Genomic DNA, 18178 nt, shown 5'->3' on the forward strand with positions numbered 1-18178 from the left:
CTCAAGAACGAAAAAGCCCCGTCAGACTGACGGGGCTTTTTCATTTCAGCGGTCGAACGATCAACGCCGACGGAACAGCGGCAGCGGCTCGTCGGTGGCGGCCTGGTAGGTCACCGAGAAGTCCTTCAGGCTTTCCAGCGCATCTTCCGGGCTTTTGTCGGCACGGATGGCGAAGGCGTCGAAACCGCAACGCGCCAGGTAGAACAGCTGGTCGCGCAGCACGTCGCCGATGGCACGCAGCTCACCGGTGAACTTGTAGCGATCCCGCAGCAGGCGCGCATTGGAGTAGTTGCGCCCGTCGGTGAAGGCCGGGAAGTTCAGAGCGATGACCTGGAAATTGGCGACGTCCTCGCCGATTTCCTCGGCTTCCTCGTCGCTGTCCAGCCACACGCCCAGACCGCCGTCACGGGCTTTCAGGGCATGGGCGTGTTCACGCCACAACTGCAGTGGAACGATGTAGTCGTCGCAGTTGGTCAATTGGTCCAGGGTCACGTCCTTTGGCAGCAGGTGCCAGGTTTCGTCGACGATCTGGTTGTTCTTAATGATTCGCTGCATAGACGCGCTCCTTGAAGGGGTCGATGCCGATACGCTGGTAGGTGTCGATGAAACGCTCGTCTTCGGTACGTTTTTCAACGTAGACGGAGATCAGTTTCTCGATCACGTCCGGCATGGCGTCCTGGGCGAAGGACGGGCCGAGGATCTTGCCGAGGCTGGCATCGCGGCTGGCGCTGCCACCCAGGGAGACCTGGTAGAACTCCTCGCCTTTCTTGTCCACGCCGAGGATGCCGATATGGCCGACGTGGTGGTGACCACAGGCGTTCATGCAGCCCGAGATGTTCAGGTCCAGTTCGCCGATGTCGAACAGGTAGTCCAGATCGTCGAAGCGGCGCTGGATGGATTCGGCGATCGGAATCGACTTGGCGTTGGCCAGCGAGCAGAAATCACCGCCAGGGCAGCAGATGATGTCGGTCAGCAGGCCGATGTTCGGAGTGGCAAAGCCGTGTTCACGCAGTTCCAGCCAGAGGGCGTGCAGTTCGGACTGCTCGACGTCGGCGAGGATGATGTTCTGCTCGTGGGAGGTGCGCAGTTGGCCGAAGCTGTAGCGATCGGCGAGGTCGGCGACCTTGTCCAGTTGCTTGTCGGTCAGGTCGCCCGGAGCGACGCCGGTAGGCTTGAGCGACAGGGTCACGGCCACGTAGCCCGGCTTCTTGTGCGCCAGGGTGTTGCGCACGCGCCAGCGGGCGAAGCCCGGGTGCTGCCGGTCGAGTTCGGCCAGCTGTGCGTCGAGGTTGTCCAGGGCCTTGTAGTCCGGGTCGACGAAGTGCTTGGCAACGCGCTGCACTTCTGCCTCGGTCAGGGTGGTCTGGCCGCCGCGCAGGTAGACCATCTCGGCCTCGACCTTCTCGGCGAAGACTTCAGGGGTGAGGGCCTTGACCAGGATCTTGATCCGCGCCTTGTACTTGTTGTCACGGCGACCGTAACGGTTGTACACGCGCAGGATGGCATCGAGGTAGCTGAGCAGGTCCTGCCACGGCAGGAACTCGTTGATGAAGGCGCCGACCACCGGGGTACGGCCCAGGCCGCCACCTACCAGGACGCGGAAGCCCAGCTCGCCGGCTGCGTTGTGCACCGGCTCCAGGCCGATATCGTGCACCTCGATGGCTGCGCGGTCGCTCTTCGAGCCGTTGATGGCGATCTTGAACTTGCGTGGCAGGTAGGCGAATTCCGGGTGGAAGGTGGTCCACTGGCGGACGATCTTGCACCACGGGCGCGGGTCGATCAGCTCATCGGCAGCGACGCCGGCGAACTGGTCGGTGGTGACGTTGCGCAGGCAGTTGCCGCTGGTCTGGATCGCGTGCATCTGCACGGTGGCCAGCTCGGCAAGGATCTCCGGGATGTCTTCCAGGGCCGGCCAGTTGTACTGGACGTTCTGCCGGGTACTGATATGCGCGTAGCCCTTGTCGTAGTCGCGAGCGATCTTCGCCAGCATGCGGGTCTGGCGCGCGGTCAGCTGGCCATACGGCACGGCGACCCGCAGCATCGGGGCAAAACGTTGGATATAGAGGCCGTTCTGCAGTCGCAGAGGGCGGAATTCTTCTTCGCTCAGCTCTCCGGCCAGATAGCGGCGGGTCTGATCCCGGAACTGCTTGACGCGGTCCTCGATGATCCGCTGATCGTACTCGTCGTATACGTACATAGGGGTCCTGTTCTCAAGCTGCTTGCAGCTAATCGCGCGCACGGCCGCGCACTCCGGATGCGGAGCCGGGGAAAGATAGCAGGTTGCATTTATGCGCAAAAGTGATGTTTTTGCATATGAAAAGAACGATTTGGACTAAGTGAGATTGGCTTGCGTTTGTTCGGCATTTAGGAGCGTCTGGTTATAATCCGCGGTTTTATCCCGCAGGAGCATTAGCACATGCTGAGGGCCTTGACGCTGTGCTTGAGCCTGCCCCTGGCAGCAGGGGCGCAAGCGGCATCGGTGGTGTTTCTCAACCCGGGCTATTCCAACGAAACCTTCTGGGTGGACTACAGCCGCTTCATGCAGGCCGCCGCGAAAGACCTTGGCATGGAACTGAGGGTGCAATACAGCGAGCGTCGTGCCGATCTTGCGCTGCGTCAGGCCCGCGCCCTGTTCGCCAGTCCGCAGCGCCCGGACTACCTGGTGCTGGTCAACGAGCAGTACGTCGCTCCGGAAATCATCCGTCTGTCCCAGGGCAGCGGCGTCAAGCTGTTCCTGGTGAACAACGCGCTGACTCCCGGGCAGACCGAACTGATCGCCTCTCATCCGGAAAGGTACCCGCCGATCCTCGGCACCCTGACTGGCAACGATGAACAGACTGGCTATCAGATGCTCAAGGAACTGCTCGCTGCATTGCCGGACGCGGAGCATGGCCAGCCGATCGAGCTGCTGGCGTTCAATGGCATCAAGACCACTCCGGCCGCACGCTTGCGCGAGCAGGGCCTGCGCCGGGCCCTGGCGGAGCATCCCGAGGTGCGTCTGCGCCAGGTGGCACAGGGCGCCTGGCGAGACGACACGGCATACGCCCAGGCTAAGCAATTGGTCGAGCGCTATCCGCAGGTGCGTCTGGTCTGGGCGGCCAACGACGAAATGGCCTTCGGCGCGATGCGCGCCTTCACAGAGGCGGGTCGCGTCGCAGGCAAGGACGTGCTGTTCGCGGCGATCAACAGTTCGCCGCAAGCCTTGCGTGCGCGGATCGATGGCCGTCTCAGCGTCTTGATGGGCGGTCACTTCTCCCTTGGTGGCTGGGCCATGGTGTTATTGCATGATGATGCGCTGAAACTGCCAATCGCTCGCGGCGACCAGGCCCGCCTGCAGGCACCGGTCCTGCTCTCGATCGACCCCGAGCGTGCGCGGCGGTGGCTTGCGCTAGAGAAGGCGGGTGATTATGGGCTGGATTTCCGTCGTTTCAGCGCCGAGGGGCAGAAGAGCGATTACCGCTATCCGTTCCTCAGCGCGCCTGTCGACTATTGAAAGTCCCTGCTTGAGCAAAGGACATTGCTGAACTTAACTGCTCAGGGTGTGCATTCCCATAACCACTACAAAAGAGGCGATGCAATGGGAAACCCGACCAAAACCGGCAAGACGGACAGCAGTGTGGACGCTTGGGCAATTCTCTGCCTGATCGTGCTCGTGGTCGTGACCGCCGTGTACTGGGTCAGTCACCAGTGATGGATCACCCAGACTGAGCAGCAGTAAACCGTGACCTGAAACGAAAACCGCCCGCGGCATGGACCCCGCGGGCGGTTTTCGTTTCAGCGAGCAGTAAGGTGCATGGCGAGCTGGACCAGGCCATAGAGCACAAGGATGAATACCAGGGTGAAGGCGGTGCCCATGGCGATGAAGTGCGAGGGCTTGCCATGGGTGAAGTCGCGGGCGCGGTTCTTCCCGGACTGCACGCCGAAAGCGGCGGCGAGGACGCTGTGCAGGAGTTGCCAGAAGGTCGGGGGCTTGCCTTGAGGGTCTTCCATGGGCTGGGCTCTCCGGGGATGGTTTGTCCAGAGTCTAGCCTGTGGATTTGATGTTGTTCCTGATGGCCTCATCGCTGGCTTGCCAGCGATGAGGCCATCAGCAGCTACCGAGAAATCAGTTCTCGTACCCGAGGTTAGGCGCCAACCACCGCTCGCTCACCGCCACATCCTGCTGCTTGCGCGCGCTGTAGCTTTCGATCTGGTCCTTCTCCACCTTGCCCACCGCGAAGTACTGCGCCTGCGGATGGGCGAAGTACCAGCCGCTGACCGCCGCCGCCGGGAACATGGCGAAGTGTTCGGTGAGGAACACGCCGCTCGGTCCGGTCTCGCCGATGGCGGTGCCGTCCAGCAGGCGGAACAGGGTTTCCTTCTCGGTGTGGTCCGGGCACGCCGGGTAGCCCGGGGCAGGGCGGATCCCCGAGTACTGCTCTCTGATCAACGCCTCGTTGTCCAGGTGCTCGTCCCTGGCGTAACCCCAGTAATCCTTGCGCACCTGCTCGTGCAGCCATTCCGCGCAGGCCTCGGCCAGGCGGTCGGCGAGGGCTTTGACCATGATCGAGCTGTAGTCGTCGCCCTTGTCCTGGTAGGCCTTGGCCACTTCCTCGGCACCGATGCCGGCGGTGGTGATGAAGCCGCCGACATAGTCGGTGACGCCACTGTCCTTCGGCGCGACGAAGTCGGCCAGCGAGAAATTCGGCTTGTTATCCGGCTTGATGGTCTGCTGGCGCAGGTGGTGCAGGCGCGCCAGCGGCTGGCTGTCGGTGCCGTAGACCTCGATATCGTCGTCCGCCACCTGGTTGGCCGGCCAGAAGCCGAACACGGCGCGGGCGCTGATCAGCTTCTCGTCGATCAGCTTGGCCAGCATCTGCTGCGCATCGGCATACAGTGCGGTGGCCGCTTCACCCACCACTTCATCGGTGAGGATGCGCGGGAACTTGCCGGCCAGGTCCCAGGAAATGAAGAACGGCGTCCAGTCGATGTACTCCGCCAGTACCTTGAGATCGATGTTCTCCAGCACCTTCACACCGGTGAACGACGGCTTGACCGCCTGGTAGCCAGCCCAGTCGTACTGCGGCTTGGCGGCGATGGCCTGGGCGTAGCTCAGGCGCTCGGTGCGGGCGCTGCGATTGGCGGTGCGCTCGCGGACCTCGACGTACTCGGCACGGGTCTTCTCGACGAAGCCTGGCTTGAGCTCCTTCGACAGCAACTGGGTCGCCACGCCCACCGCTCGCGAAGCGTCGGTGACGTAGACCACCGCGTCGTTGCTGTAGCGCGGCTCGATCTTCACCGCGGTGTGCGCCTTGGAGGTGGTGGCGCCACCGATCATCAGCGGCAGGTGGAAGTCCTGGCGCTGCATTTCCCGGGCAACGTGGACCATCTCGTCCAGTGACGGGGTGATCAGGCCGGAGAGGCCGATGATGTCGCATTTCTCTTCGCGGGCGACCTGGAGGATCTTCTCCGCCGGCACCATCACCCCGAGGTCGACGATGTCGTAGCCGTTACAGCCCAGGACCACGCCGACGATGTTCTTGCCGATGTCATGCACGTCGCCTTTCACCGTGGCCATGAGGATCTTGCCCTTGGCTTCCGGTTTGTCGCCTTTTTCCTCTTCGATGAAGGGGATCAGGTGCGCTACGGCCTGTTTCATTACCCGGGCGGACTTCACCACCTGGGGCAGGAACATCTTGCCCGCGCCGAACAGGTCGCCGACCACGTTCATGCCGCTCATCAGCGGGCCCTCGATGACCTCGATCGGCCGTGCGCACTGCTGGCGGCATTCCTCGGTGTCCTCGACGATGAAGGCGGTGATGCCCTTGACCAGCGCGTGTTCCAGGCGTTTTTCGACCGGCAGCGAGCGCCATTCTTCGGTTTCCACTTCCTTGGCCGCACCGCCGCCACGGTAGTCGTCGGCGATCGCCAGCAGCGCGTCTGTGCCATCCGGGGTACGGTTGAGCACCACGTCCTCGACCTTCTCGCGCAGCGCGGCCGGGATCTCGTCGTAGATCTCCAGCTGGCCGGCGTTGACGATACCCATGGTCAGGCCGTTCTGGATCGCGTGATAGAGGAAGACCGAGTGGATCGCCTCGCGCACCGGGTTGTTGCCGCGGAACGAGAACGACACGTTGGACACGCCGCCCGACGACAGGGCGTAGGGCAGGTGGTCGCGGATGTAGGCGCAGGCTTCGATGAAGTCCACGGCGTAGTTGTTGTGCTCCTCGATGCCGGTGGCGACGGCGAAGATGTTCGGGTCGAAGATGATGTCTTCCGGCGGGAAGCCCACTTCGTTGACCAGGATGTCGTAGCTGCGCTGGCAGATTTCTTTCTTGCGTGCGGCGGTGTCGGCCTGGCCGACCTCGTCGAAGGCCATCACCACCACGGCGGCGCCGTAGCGCTTGCACAGCTTGGCGTGATGCTTGAAGGACTCGACGCCTTCCTTCATCGAGATCGAGTTGACGATGCCCTTGCCCTGGATGCACTTCAGGCCGGCCTCGATCACTTCCCATTTGGAGGAGTCGATCATGATCGGCACCCGGGAGATGTCCGGCTCACCGGCGATCAGGTTGAGGAAACGGACCATGGCTGCCTGGGAGTCGAGCATCCCTTCGTCCATGTTGATGTCGATCACCTGGGCGCCGGCCTCGACCTGCTGCAGGGCAACTTCCAGGGCCTCGGTGTAGTTTTCCTCGCGGATCAGCCGGGCGAACTTGGCGGAACCGGTGATGTTGGTACGTTCGCCGACGTTGACGAACAGCGAGTTGCGGTCGATGGTGAACGGCTCAAGGCCCGACAGGCGGCAGGCCTTGGGGATATCCGGAATGGCCCGCGGCTTGTACTTGGCCACCGCTTCGGCGATCGCCTGGATATGGCCCGGGGTGGTGCCGCAGCAGCCGCCGATGATGTTGAGGAAACCGCTGGCGGCGAACTCCTCGACCACCACGGCCATTTCTGCCGGGGTCTCGTCGTATTCGCCGAAGGCGTTGGGCAGGCCGGCGTTAGGGTGCGCCGAGACGTGGGTGCCGGCCTTGTTCGACAGTTCTTCCAGGTATGGACGCAGGTCCTTGGCACCGAGGGCGCAGTTCAGGCCGACGGAGATGGGATTGGCGTGGCGCACCGAGTTCCAGAAGGCTTCGGTGGTCTGGCCCGACAGGGTGCGGCCAGAGGCGTCGGTGATGGTCCCGGAGATCATGATCGGCAGTTCGATGCCGTCGTCTTCGAACACCTGCTGCACGGCGAAGATCGCCGCCTTGGCGTTGAGGGTGTCGAAGATGGTCTCGATCAGGATCAGGTCGGCGCCGCCCTCGATCAGGCCGCGGGTGGCCTCGATGTAGTTTTCCACCAGTTCGTCGAAGGTGACGTTGCGGTAGCCAGGGTCGTTGACGTCCGGGGAGATCGAGCAGGTACGGCTGGTCGGGCCGAGCACGCCGGCGACGAAGCGCGGACGGTCCGGGGTTTCCAGGGTCTTGGCGTCGGCCACCTGGCGGGCGATGCGCGCGCCCTCGACGTTGAGCTCGTACACCAGCTCTTCCATGTCGTAGTCGGCCTGGGAGATGCGGGTGGCGTTGAAGGTGTTGGTTTCGAGGATGTCGGCGCCGGCGTCCAGATAGGCCTTTTCGATGGCGGCGATAACGTCCGGGCGGCTCAGCAGGAGCAGGTCGTTGTTGCCCTTCACGTCGCTTGGCCAGTCGGCGAAGCGCGTGCCACGATAGTCGCCTTCCTCCAGACGGTAGCTTTGGATCATAGTACCCATGCCGCCATCTAGAATCAGGATGCGCTCTTTGAGTGCTTGCTGAAGTGCTTGGAAACGAGCGCTGCGGTCAGACATTGGAACTACCTGGGTCAGACAAAGACGAAAGTGGCGGGATGATAACAAAGCTGCGCGCTTTTTAGACGCACAGCACATTTACATGAATTTCATTCATGTTGGCACCGCGGCCCACCAGTAGAATCGTGAAAAGCCTTTTGGAACCAGGACATACGGCACATGGTGCATCGCTTGATTGCCGGCGCCTTCGCTCTGCTCATCAGTAGCGCGGCGCTAGGGCAAGCCCCCCAGAACTCCCCGACGATTTCCTATACCCGGGACATCCAGCCGATCTTCACCGAGAAGTGCGTGGCTTGCCACGCCTGCAACGACGCGGCTTGCCAGCTCAACCTGGGCAGCGCCGAGGGCGCCAGCCGCGGCGCCTCGAAAGTGCCCGTGTACCAGGGCGACCGCAGCCAGGCCGTGACGCCGACCCGCTTGTTCTACGACGCCAGCGGTCCCGCGGCCTGGCAAAAGCTGGGCTTCAGTTCGGTGCTCGATAGCCGCGGCAGCCAGGCCGCGCTGATGGCGCGCATGCTGGAATTGGGGCATGCCAAACCCTTGGTGCCGAACGCGAAGATCCCCGACAACATCGTCCTCGGCCTTAACCGCGAAAACATGTGCCCGCTTCCTGGCGAGTTCGACGCGTATGCCAAGGCTCACCCCCAGGAAGGCATGCCGCTGGCGGTGACCGGCCTGACCGACGCCCAGTACCAGACCCTGCAACGCTGGCTGGCCCAGGGCGCGCCGGTGGAGCAGGATCCGTTACGCCCGAGCGCGAAGGAAGCGGCGCAGATCGCCGATTGGGAAGCGCTGCTCAACCGCCCGGGTTCCACCGAGGCGCTGGTAGGACGCTGGTTGTACGAGCACCTGTTCCTGGCGCACATCTATTTCGTCGGCGGCGAGCCGGGGCATTTCTTCCAGTGGGTGCGCTCGCGCACGCCCAGTGGCCAGCCCATCGACCTGATCGCCACGCGGCGACCCAACGACCCGCCGGGTACCGACTTCTACTACCGCCTGATGCCCGTGCAGGGCGTGATCGTGCACAAGACGCATATCACCTACCCGATGGGCCCGCAGAAGCTCAAGCGGGTCAAGCAATTGTTCTACAGCGGCGACTGGCATGCCGAGACTCTACCGGGCTATGGCCCGCGCCACCGGGCCAACCCGTTCGAGACCTTCGAGGCGATCCCGGCGGTGGCGCGTTACCAGTTCATGCTGGACAACGCCGAGTACTTCGTCCGCACCTTCATTCGCGGCCCCGTGTGCCGGGGCCAGATTGCCACCGACGTGATCCGCGACAACTTCTGGGCGCTGTTCCAGGAGCCGGCCCATGATCGCTATATCACCGACGCGGCCTATCGAGCCCAGGCCACGCCATTGCTGGCCATGCCCGGACAGATCGACGACGTTGGCAGCATTCTCACCTTGTGGCACGCCTATCGTGACAAGCGCAACGAGTACGAAAGCCTGCGCCGCGACACCTACGCCGACCTGCCGCCGCCAAGCTGGTCCACTCTGTGGGCTGGCAACGACAACGCGCTGCTGACCATCTTCCGCCACTTCGACAGCGCCTCGGTGACCAAGGGCCTGATCGGCGACGTGCCGCTGACCATGTGGTTGTTCGACTATCCATTGCTGGAACGCACCTACTATCAACTGGCGGTCAACTTCGACGTGTTCGGCAATGTTTCGCACCAGGCGCAGACACGGCTGTACTTTGACCTGATCCGCAACGGCGCGGAGGTCAACTTCTTGCGCCTGATGCCGGCCAGCAAGCGCGGCGCTGTGTTGAGCAACTGGTACCAGAACAGCGGCAAGGTAAAGATGTGGATGGACTACGAGGAGATCGACACCAGCACGCCGAGCGCACTGAAGCTCGACCTGCACCACCCGGTGCGTGATTTCGGCCTCAAGCTGATCGAGCGCAGCGGCAGCCTGAACGCAGCGCCAGACCCGATCAACCGCTGCACCGGCGCGTATTGCTCGCGTCCGCAGATGAGCGAGGAGTTCCGCGATGTCGAGCAGTCGCTGAGTCGCCTGGCGTCGCGGCCGGCGGCGGGGCTCAAGGTGATCAATCAGTTGCCCGAGGCGACCATGCTGCGCATCGAGGGGCAGGGCGGCAAACGCCAGGTGTACAGCTTGTTGCGCAACCGGGCGCACAGCAACGTGGCTTTCATGCTGGGCGAGGCGTATCGCTACCAGCCGGGGCTGGACACCTTGACGGTGGTGCCCGGGGTGCTGAGCAGCTACCCGAACTTCATGTTCAATGTACCGGCCAGCGATGTGCCGGAATTCGTCGAGGACCTGGAGGCGGCCCGGGACGACAAGGACCGCTTCGAGCGCATTGTCATGCGCTGGGGCGTGCGCCGCAGTCACCCGCAGTTCTGGCAGTATTTCCATGACCTGGACCGCTATATCCAGGAGACCGACCCGGTAGAGGCGGGGGTGCTGGACATGAACCGCTACGAGAACCTCTGAGAAGCGGCTGCAAGTTGCAAGCTACAAGCTGCAAGAAAAAGCAGGCACGCCGGGGTCTGCGCTTTCTTTTGGCTTGAAGCTTGCGGCTTTCTTTTCCCGACTCAATTGCTAGGACTTTGTTCGCCGCCGCGCATGGCGTAAACTGCCGACAAGTCTGTGAGGAAATTCCATGAGCGCCATAACCATTACCGACGCCGCGCACGATTACCTGGCCGATCTGCTGTCCAAGCAGAACACCCCAGGAATCGGTATTCGTGTCTTCATCACCCAACCCGGCACCCAATATGCCGAAACCTGCATTGCCTACTGCAAGCCAGGTGAAGAAAAGCCGGAAGATACCGCGCTGGGCCTGAAGAGCTTTACCGCCTACATCGATGCCGTGAGCGAACCCTTCCTCGACGACGCCGTCGTCGATTACGCCACCGACCGCATGGGCGGCCAGCTGACCATCAAGGCGCCGAACGCCAAGGTGCCGATGGTCAACGACGACAGCCCGATCAACGAGCGGATCAACTACTACCTGCAAACCGAGATCAATCCGGGGCTGGCCAGCCACGGTGGCCAGGTCAGCCTGATCGACGTGGTCGATGATGGTATTGCCGTGCTGCAGTTCGGCGGCGGCTGCCAGGGCTGCGGCCAGGCCGACGTGACCCTGAAGGACGGCATCGAGCGGACCTTGCTCGAACGCATTCCGGAGTTGAAGGGCGTGCGTGACGTGACCGACCACACGCAGAAAGAAAACGCCTACTACTGATCAAGCAGGCGAACAAAAAGCCTGAATGTACCGCGAACCCTGTGGGAGCGGGTTCACCCGCGATTGCTTTAGTGAATTCTCCATCGCAATCGCGGGTGAACCCGCTCCCACATGGTACGTGTCGCCAGGATGGTTTCAGTCAGAAGTCATAGCTCACGCTCGTGTAGTAGAACGCCCCCTGCGCCCCCTCAGGCGATGTGATCGAATACTTCGGCACGCCATACAGTTGAGCCCCTTTCAACTTGTCCGGATGGCTGTCGAACAGGTTGATCGCCCCCACCGACACTTTCAGTCCCAGATCGAAGCGATAGCTCAGGTCCAGGTCCGTCACCCATTGCGGGCTGAAGGTCTGGTCCAGCGCCGGGTTGCTGGCGTTGAGGCTTTTCCACTCGCCGTAGCGACGCTGGGTAACGGTCAGCCCCCAGTTCTCGTAGAGCCAGTTGGCGCTCAGGGTCAGCTTGTTTTCCGGGCTGCCGTGCTCGATCAGGCCCTGGGTCGCCCGGCCGACGATCTGCTCGCCACTGATCCCGCCGACATCGCGCAGATCGGTGATCCGCGTGCGGGTCTTGGCGAAGCCGGCATTCAGGTCCAGCCGGCCATAGGCCGCGAGGTCCAACTGGTACTGGCCGCTCAGCTCGATGCCGTCGGTGCGGGTGTCGGCGATATTGGTGTAGAACGCAGCGCTCTGAATGTTGGCGTAGGGCGTGCCGGCGAAGATCGGCCCGACCACGCTGGACGGCAACTGGTCGGAAAGGGTGATGCGGTTGTCGATATCGATGCGGTAGGCATCGACGCTCAAGGAGGCATTGCTCAACGGCCGCCAGACCAGGCCCAGGGAGTAGTTGGTGGATTCTTCGGGCTTCAGCGCCCGCCCGCCCAGCAGCGCCGCTTCCGGGCTGTCGGCGCGCAGGGTGCGCTGTTGCACCTCGACCCAGTTGCCGCTGCCCGACGGCTGTTCCACCACCTGCACGCTGAACGATGACAGCCCGCTTTGCACCAGCGACGGTGCGCGATAGCCGCTGCTGATGCTGCCGCGTGCAGCGATCTCGGGCGTGAAGTCATAGCGCAGCGACAGCTTGCCGTTGGTGGTGTCACCGAAGTCCGAATAATGCTCGGAGCGCACCGCCAGGCCAGCCTGGAACTTGTCGGTGATCTGGCCTTCCAGGTCCAGGTAGGCGCCGAAGACCTTGCGCTCCAGCTCGGCGGCGTCGACGTTGGTGATGCCCGAGTAGTAGCCGGGTATCCGCCGCCCGGTCACCGGGTCGAGGGTGTTGAACAGCGCGCCGTTCTGCCAGCCAGCGGCCTCGCCAGCGCTCAGGCTGTAGTTTTCCTTGCGCCAGGCCAGGCCGGCGGAAACCGTCAGCGGCTTGGCCAGCAGGTCGGTGGGGAAGTCACGGACCCAGTCCAGGGTCAGGTTGCTCTGCTCGTTCTCGCGCTTGCCGGTGTAGATGTTGTACGGGCTGGCCGTGCCCCAGCTGGGGTTGATCGCGTCACGGTCGGTAGACTCGAGGGTGTCGTTGCCGTAGTTGGCGGCCAGGTCGAACTTGCCCAGTTGCTCGTTCTCGTAACGCAGGCCGCCGGTGACGGCGTAGTCCTCCAGGGCATAGCGGGTGATCGGCAGGCGCCCGTCCGGGTAGCGCGACAGGGCGACGCTGCCGTAGTTGCTGCGCAGGGTGGTGGGTGGGTCGAAGAAGCCCTCGGCGTCGGTGTTCTTGTGCCCGTAGGTGGCGAAACCATAGGCGGTCAGGCCGTCGCCGACGCCGATCTCGCTGTTGGCGACGAAGTTGTACTGGTCGGACACGCCACCCGAGCCCCAGCGCCAGGTGCGGTAGCGGTTGTTCTGCTCGCGCGGCGTGTTCACGCTGGTGTCGCCGGGATAGAAGATGCGGTTGTCCGGGTTGGTATCGCTGGCCGGGTCCTGGTTGCCGGCGTCGAACGACAGGGTGAGGAAGCCGTCGTTGGGCAGGGCGAAGCCCTTCCAGCCGCTGAGCTTGCGTTGCAGGCCATCGCCCTTGTCGTAGCCTCCGAAGCGGTAGCCGATGCTGCCGCCGTCGTCGTTTTCCTTGAGCACGATATTGATCACCCCGGCGATGGCGTCGGAGCCGTACTGCGCGGCAGCGCCATCGCGCAGGATCTCCACCCGCGACACCGCGCTCAGCGGAATCAGGCTCAGGTCCACCGCCGCCGCGCCGCGGCCGTTGGCCAGGCTCTGGCGGGTGACGTTGGCGCTGCTGTGGCGGCGCTTGCCGTTGACCAGCACCAGTACCTGATCCGAGGCCAGGCCTCGCAGCGAGGCGCCCTGGGCGATGGAGCCGGCGAAGGCGCCCTGGGGCGACTGCGGGAAGCTGAACGAGGGCGACAGGGCGGTCAGCGCCCCGGACAGGTCGCGGGCACCGGTTTCTTCAAGGCGCTCGGCACTGAGGACATCCACCGGCGCCGCGCTTTCCAGCGCTGTCACGTCGCTGCGGCGGGTACCGACCACCACCACGGTGTCGAGTTTGTCGCTTTTGGCGCCACTGGCGGCCTCGTCGGCCTGGACGACGGGCACGGCAAGGCTGCCGATGACCAGCGCGATGGCGCCGGCCAAGGGATCAAGACGGAACATGCAAGGCTACTCCTGTAACACGGAAGGGGGCCGGCGCCGCGTGGCGTCGGCTGGCAGGGTCAGAACCGGCTGGTGACGCTCAGACCGACGGTGCGCGGGTCGCCGTAGGTGATCACGTACTGCCCGGCGGTGCCGTTGGGCCGGCCGTGGACCTGGTAGCGGCGGTCGGTGAGGTTGTTGACGAAACCGGTGACACTGAGCTTCTCGTCGGCGCTGAACCAGGTCAGGCGGCTGTTGGCCAGGGTGTAGTGGGGCTGGTTGAGCGGGGCGTCGGCGCTGCTCTGGCGGTCGGCAAGGAAGTATTCCTTGTCGCGGAAACTGACGTCGCCACCGGCCACCAGCTTGCCGGGGATGTCCAGCGGCAGGGTGTAGTCGCCGCCCAGGGATACCACGTAGCGCGGCGAACGGACGAAGCTGTTGCCGCTGTAGTCGGCGGTGACCGCGCCGGTGTTGGGGTTGGTGTTCTTGAAGTCGGTGTACTCGGTATCGAGGAACGACAGCGCCGCGCGCAGGTGCAGGCGATCGGTCGGCTGGCCCTCGATCTCCAGCTCGGCGCCCTTGACCTTGCCCTTGGCACCGTTGGTCAGGGCAGTGGTGAGGATGCCGCTGTTGACCGTCAGCAGGTTCACCTGGATGTCCTGGTAGTCGTAGTAGAAGACGTTGGCGTTGACCGTCAGGCGATGGTCGAACCACTCCGACTTCAGGCCCAGTTCATAGGCATCCAGTTCTTCCGGATCGACCGTGGTCAGCTGCGCCAGGCTGGTGGACAGGCCGGTGTTGAAGCCGCCAGAACGGAAGCCGTGGGCGTAGCGGAAGAACACCCGCAGGTTGTCGTTGATGCGGTATTCCGGGGTCAGGTCGTAGGTCCAGGCGTCCCAGCGCTTGCTCTCCTCGCGGCTGCCGTTGCTGCCGGCGGCGGTCAGCGGGATCAGCGGGCCCTTGGCGGTGGCGCGGGTCAGCTGGGTGAGGTCGAGGTCGATGTCCTTCTTCTCGGTGGTCCAGCGCAGGCCGCCGGTGACCGTCAGGTTGTCGGTGAAGTCGTAGGCCAGGTTGCCGAACAGCGCATAGCTGTCGGTGCGGTGGGTGTAGTCGAGGTTGCGGTAGTCCACGGTGCCGCCGGTCTGGTTGGAACCGGTGCCGTTGGGCGTCGGGCCCGGGATGATGCTGCGCACCGAACTGTTGTCCAGGGTCTCGTGGAAGTAGTGGGTGCCGAGCATCCAGCGCAGGGTTTCCTGCTGCGACGAGGCCAGGCGGAATTCCTGGGAGTACTGGTCGTAGGTGGCGTCGCTGTCGCTGGCGCCGTTGACTTCGTACGGAGTGTAGTCGGCGTCGGTCAGCGACTGGTTGCGGATATGGTCGTAGGCGGTGATCGAGGTCAGGGTGTAGTCGCCGAGGTTCCAGTTCAGGGTCAGCGAGGTGCCGCTGTGGTCCAGCTTGTAGTCCTCGTCGGTGTTCAGCTCGATCTTGCGCCCGTGCGGACGCTCGTAGCCGACGTTGTAGTAGCGGCCCAGGGTCAGGGAGCCGCTGCTGCCGTCGCCCTTGAACTCGCGGCCGTGGATCTTCAGCAGGGCTTCCAGGTCTTCGTTGACCTTGGCCAGGAACTGCACGCGCACGGCCTTCTTGTTGACGTCGCCGTAGGTCTGGTCGTTGGTCAGGTTGTGGGTGAAACCGTCCCGTTCCTCGGAGTACAGCGACACCCGGCCGGCCAGGCGGTCGTCCACCAGCGAGCCGCCGATGGCGCCATTGAGGATGCGCTCGTTCTTGCTGCCGAAGCCGATGGTGCCGTAGCCGTCGGTGTCGAAGGTCGGCTTTTTCGAGATCACGTTGACCGCGCCGGCGGTGGTGTTCTTGCCATACAGGGTGCCTTGCGGGCCGCGCAGGATCTCGATGCGTTCCAGGTCGAACAGTGGGCCGCCGCCGGCCACCGGGGCGTTGAGGTAGACGTCGTCGGCGTAGATGCCCACCGGGTAGACCGTGGCCGCGCCGGTGTCGCCGGTGCCGAGGCCGCGGATGTACCAGCGCGGGCGGCCGTCACCGTCGGGGTTCTTGGCCGAGGCGTTGGGAATGAAGGTGGTGATGTCGCCCATGGCGCGCACGCCGTCGGCGGTGATGTTGGTGCCTTGTACGGCAGAGACGGCTACAGGGACTTCCTGCAGGGTTTCCTCGCGGTGCTGGGCCGTGACCGTGACGGTCTTCAGGGCCGGCGTGGCGGTGTCTTCGTCGGCGGCGTGGGTGGGGCCGGCGAGCAGCAGGCTGAGGCCGATACCCTTGGCGATTGGATTGAGTTTGAACATGGTTGCTCCTCCCCGAGCAGTGCTGATGCAAAGGGTAGAGCAGGGTTTGTGCCATGTTTTCAAGCTGTTGATTTATATGAATAAATCAGGATTTTTGCAGCCGCTGTGCTAGTTGCGCAGCAAGTGGATGGTGAATGCTTGCTGCTACAGCAGCAGGTCACAAGCACAGCGGTCTGCGTCAGCCTTCTTTTTTGACGACGAGGGTCAGGATGTCATAGCTGGCCACCAGCTCCCCAAGCTGGTTGGTCACCTCCACATCCCAGGCCACCACCCCTTGTGGAATGCCCTGCGGGCTCTTCTTGCCCTGGTCGATCTTGCGCTTGCAGGTCAGTCGCGCCTGGATGGTGTCGCCGATCCCCACCGGGTTGATGAAGCGCAGGGTGTCCAGGCCATAGTTGGCCAGTACCGGCCCCGGTGCGGGGCTGACGAACAGCCCGGCCGCCGCCGACAGCACGAAGTACCCATGGGCGATACGCTTGCCGAACTGCGACTCCCGCGCCGCGATCTCGTCGAAGTGCATGTAGAAGTGATCCCCGGACAGGCAACCGAAGTTCACCAGGTCCGCCTCGGTCACCGTGCGGCGGTGGGTCAGCAGCGATTCGCCGATGCGCAGGTCCTCGAAGTGGCGGCGGAACGGGTGTACTTCGGTTTCGATCACCTCGGCGCCACGCACGTACTCGCCCGTCACTGCCATCAGCATGCTCGGCGAACCCTGTACCGCAGCGCGCTGCAGGTAGTGCTTCACTGCACGCAGCCCGCCCAGCTCTTCACCACCCCCGGCACGACCCGGACCACCATGCTTGAGTTGCGGCAACGGCGAACCATGACCGGTGGATTCGACAGCCGCCTCGGCATCCAGCACCAGCAGCCGACCATGCCACGCTGCCGCCACCGGGATTGCCTTGGCCGCCACGGCGCGATCGGCCGTGACCAGGCTCGCCACCAGGCTACCCTTGCCACGGGCGGCGAGCACCAGTGCTTCATCCAGGTCGTCATAGGTCATCAGCGTGCTGACCGGCCCGAACGCCTCGATATCGTGGGCACCGCCTTCGGCATGGGCATCCCGCGCCAGGAGCAGGGTCGGGGCGAAGAAGGCGCCATTGGCCACGCCCTCGCCACGGGGTTCGAAGCCATCGCTGGCGCCGAACAGCTGGTCGCAACTGCGCAGCAACTGTTCGACACGTTCGCCGACATCCGCCTGCTGCGCATGGGAAGCCAGGGCGCCCATGCGCACGCCTTCCACCGACGGATCACCCACCACCACCTTGCTCAGGCGATCCCGCAGGCGGGTCGCCACTGCATCCAGGTGCCGCGCCGGAACGATCGCCCGGCGGATCGCCGTGCATTTCTGTCCGGCCTTGGTAGTCATCTCCCGTGCCACTTCCTTGATGTACAGCTCGAATTCCTCGCTGTCCGGGCTCACGTCCGGGCCGAGGATCGAGCAGTTCAGCGAGTCGGCCTCGGCGGTGAAGGGCACGGAGTTGCGGATCAGGTTGGGGGTGACCCGCAGTTTCGCCGCCGTGTCGGCCGAGCCGGTGAAGGTCACCAGGTCCTGGCCGTCGAGGCGTTCCAGCAGGTCGCCGGTGCTGCCGATCACCAGTTGCAGCGCGCCCGCCGGCAACAGGCCGGACTCGTCCATCATGCGCACCACGGCCTCGGTCAGGTAGCTGGTGGCGGTGGCCGGCTTGACGATGCAGGGCATGCCGGCGAGGAAGGTCGGCGCGAACTTCTCCAGCATCCCCCAGATCGGGAAGTTGAAGGCGTTGATATGCACCGCCACCCCGGCCCGTGGCACCAGGATATGGCTGCCGGCGAAACGGCCCTGCTTGCCCAGCGGGATCGCCGGGCCTTCGTGCACCAGGTTGCCCGACGGCAGTTCGCGGGCGCCGATGCCGGCATAGGAGAACAGCGTGGCATTGCCGCCCTCGATATCGATCCAGCTGTCGGCGCGGGTGGCGCCGCTGTGGTGGGACAGGGCGTAGAGCTGCTCCTTGCGCTCGGCGAGGTACAGGGCCAGGGCCTTGAGTCGCGCCGCGCGCTGCTGGAAGTCCATGGCCATCAGCGCCGCACGACCCTGCAGGCGGCCGTGGTCGAGGGCTTCGGCGAAGTCCAGGCGCTCTTCGTGGGAATGAGCCAGGACATGCCCGTCAAGGGCGCTGCGCAGGGACTGGGCGCCGTGCTGGCCGATCCAGCGACCGGCGATGAAGCTTTGCAAGGTAGGGGCAGCAGACATCGTGTGTCCTCCGATTCTT

General features: G+C 64.1%; 10 protein-coding genes. 3 read left to right on the forward strand and 7 right to left on the reverse strand.

The window, feature by feature from the left end:
* Nucleotides 1–60: 60 nt before the first annotated feature.
* On the reverse strand, nt 61–555 hold the full coding sequence (locus AC5QPF_RS14415) for a DUF934 domain-containing protein (RefSeq protein ID WP_494963863.1): 495 nt from the start codon (nt 553–555) through the stop codon (nt 61–63).
* A complete protein-coding gene (locus tag AC5QPF_RS14420) occupies nt 539–2197 on the reverse strand; it encodes a ferredoxin-like domain-containing protein (RefSeq protein ID WP_494963864.1) in 1659 nt (552 codons plus the stop codon). The genes AC5QPF_RS14415 and AC5QPF_RS14420 overlap by 17 nt, the downstream gene beginning before the upstream one ends.
* 219 nt (nt 2198–2416) lie before the next feature.
* Between AC5QPF_RS14420 and AC5QPF_RS14425 the strand changes: the two genes are divergently transcribed.
* A complete protein-coding gene (locus AC5QPF_RS14425; protein ID WP_494963865.1) occupies nt 2417–3493 on the forward strand; it encodes a substrate-binding domain-containing protein in 1077 nt (358 codons plus the stop codon).
* A gap of 281 nt (nt 3494–3774) precedes the next feature.
* Here the strand turns inward: AC5QPF_RS14425 and AC5QPF_RS14430 are convergent, their stop codons facing one another.
* A complete protein-coding gene (locus AC5QPF_RS14430) occupies nt 3775–3990 on the reverse strand; it encodes a DUF2970 domain-containing protein (protein WP_494963866.1) in 216 nt (71 codons plus the stop codon).
* A 115-nt stretch (nt 3991–4105) separates the two neighbouring features.
* Nucleotides 4106–7813, reverse strand: a complete 3708-nt coding sequence (gene metH / locus AC5QPF_RS14435; protein WP_494963867.1) for a methionine synthase — start codon at nt 7811–7813, stop codon at nt 4106–4108.
* 159 nt (nt 7814–7972) lie between these two features.
* On the opposite strand from metH, the gene AC5QPF_RS14440 reads away from it, so the two are divergent.
* Nucleotides 7973–10273 (forward strand): fatty acid cis/trans isomerase, encoded by a 2301-nt coding sequence (locus AC5QPF_RS14440; protein ID WP_494963868.1) that lies wholly within the window; start codon nt 7973–7975, stop codon nt 10271–10273.
* Nucleotides 10274–10442: 169 nt separating this feature from the next.
* Nucleotides 10443–11027: a Fe-S biogenesis protein NfuA gene (gene nfuA, locus AC5QPF_RS14445; RefSeq protein WP_494963869.1), complete on the forward strand. Its 585-nt coding sequence runs from the start codon at nt 10443–10445 to the stop codon at nt 11025–11027.
* Nucleotides 11028–11166: 139 nt separating this feature from the next.
* Here nfuA and AC5QPF_RS14450 read toward each other — a convergent pair whose 3' ends face one another.
* The 3 genes from AC5QPF_RS14450 to paaZ all read right to left on the reverse strand — a co-directional run bounded on the left by AC5QPF_RS14450 (nt 11167) and on the right by paaZ (nt 18159).
* Nucleotides 11167–13632 (reverse strand): TonB-dependent receptor domain-containing protein, encoded by a 2466-nt coding sequence (locus AC5QPF_RS14450; RefSeq protein WP_494963870.1) that lies wholly within the window; start codon nt 13630–13632, stop codon nt 11167–11169.
* Nucleotides 13633–13691: 59 nt separating this feature from the next.
* The gene (locus AC5QPF_RS14455; RefSeq protein ID WP_494963871.1) at nt 13692–15926 is read right to left on the reverse strand and encodes a TonB-dependent receptor domain-containing protein; all 2235 of its coding nucleotides are present in this window, start codon (nt 15924–15926) and stop codon (nt 13692–13694) included.
* 178 nt (nt 15927–16104) lie between these two features.
* Entirely contained in the window at nt 16105–18159 is a 2055-nt protein-coding gene (paaZ, locus tag AC5QPF_RS14460) for a phenylacetic acid degradation bifunctional protein PaaZ (RefSeq protein ID WP_494963872.1), read from the reverse strand.
* Nucleotides 18160–18178: the final 19 nt, after the last annotated feature.

It is taken from the genome of Pseudomonas sp. Con_6 (genome assembly GCF_059379395.1).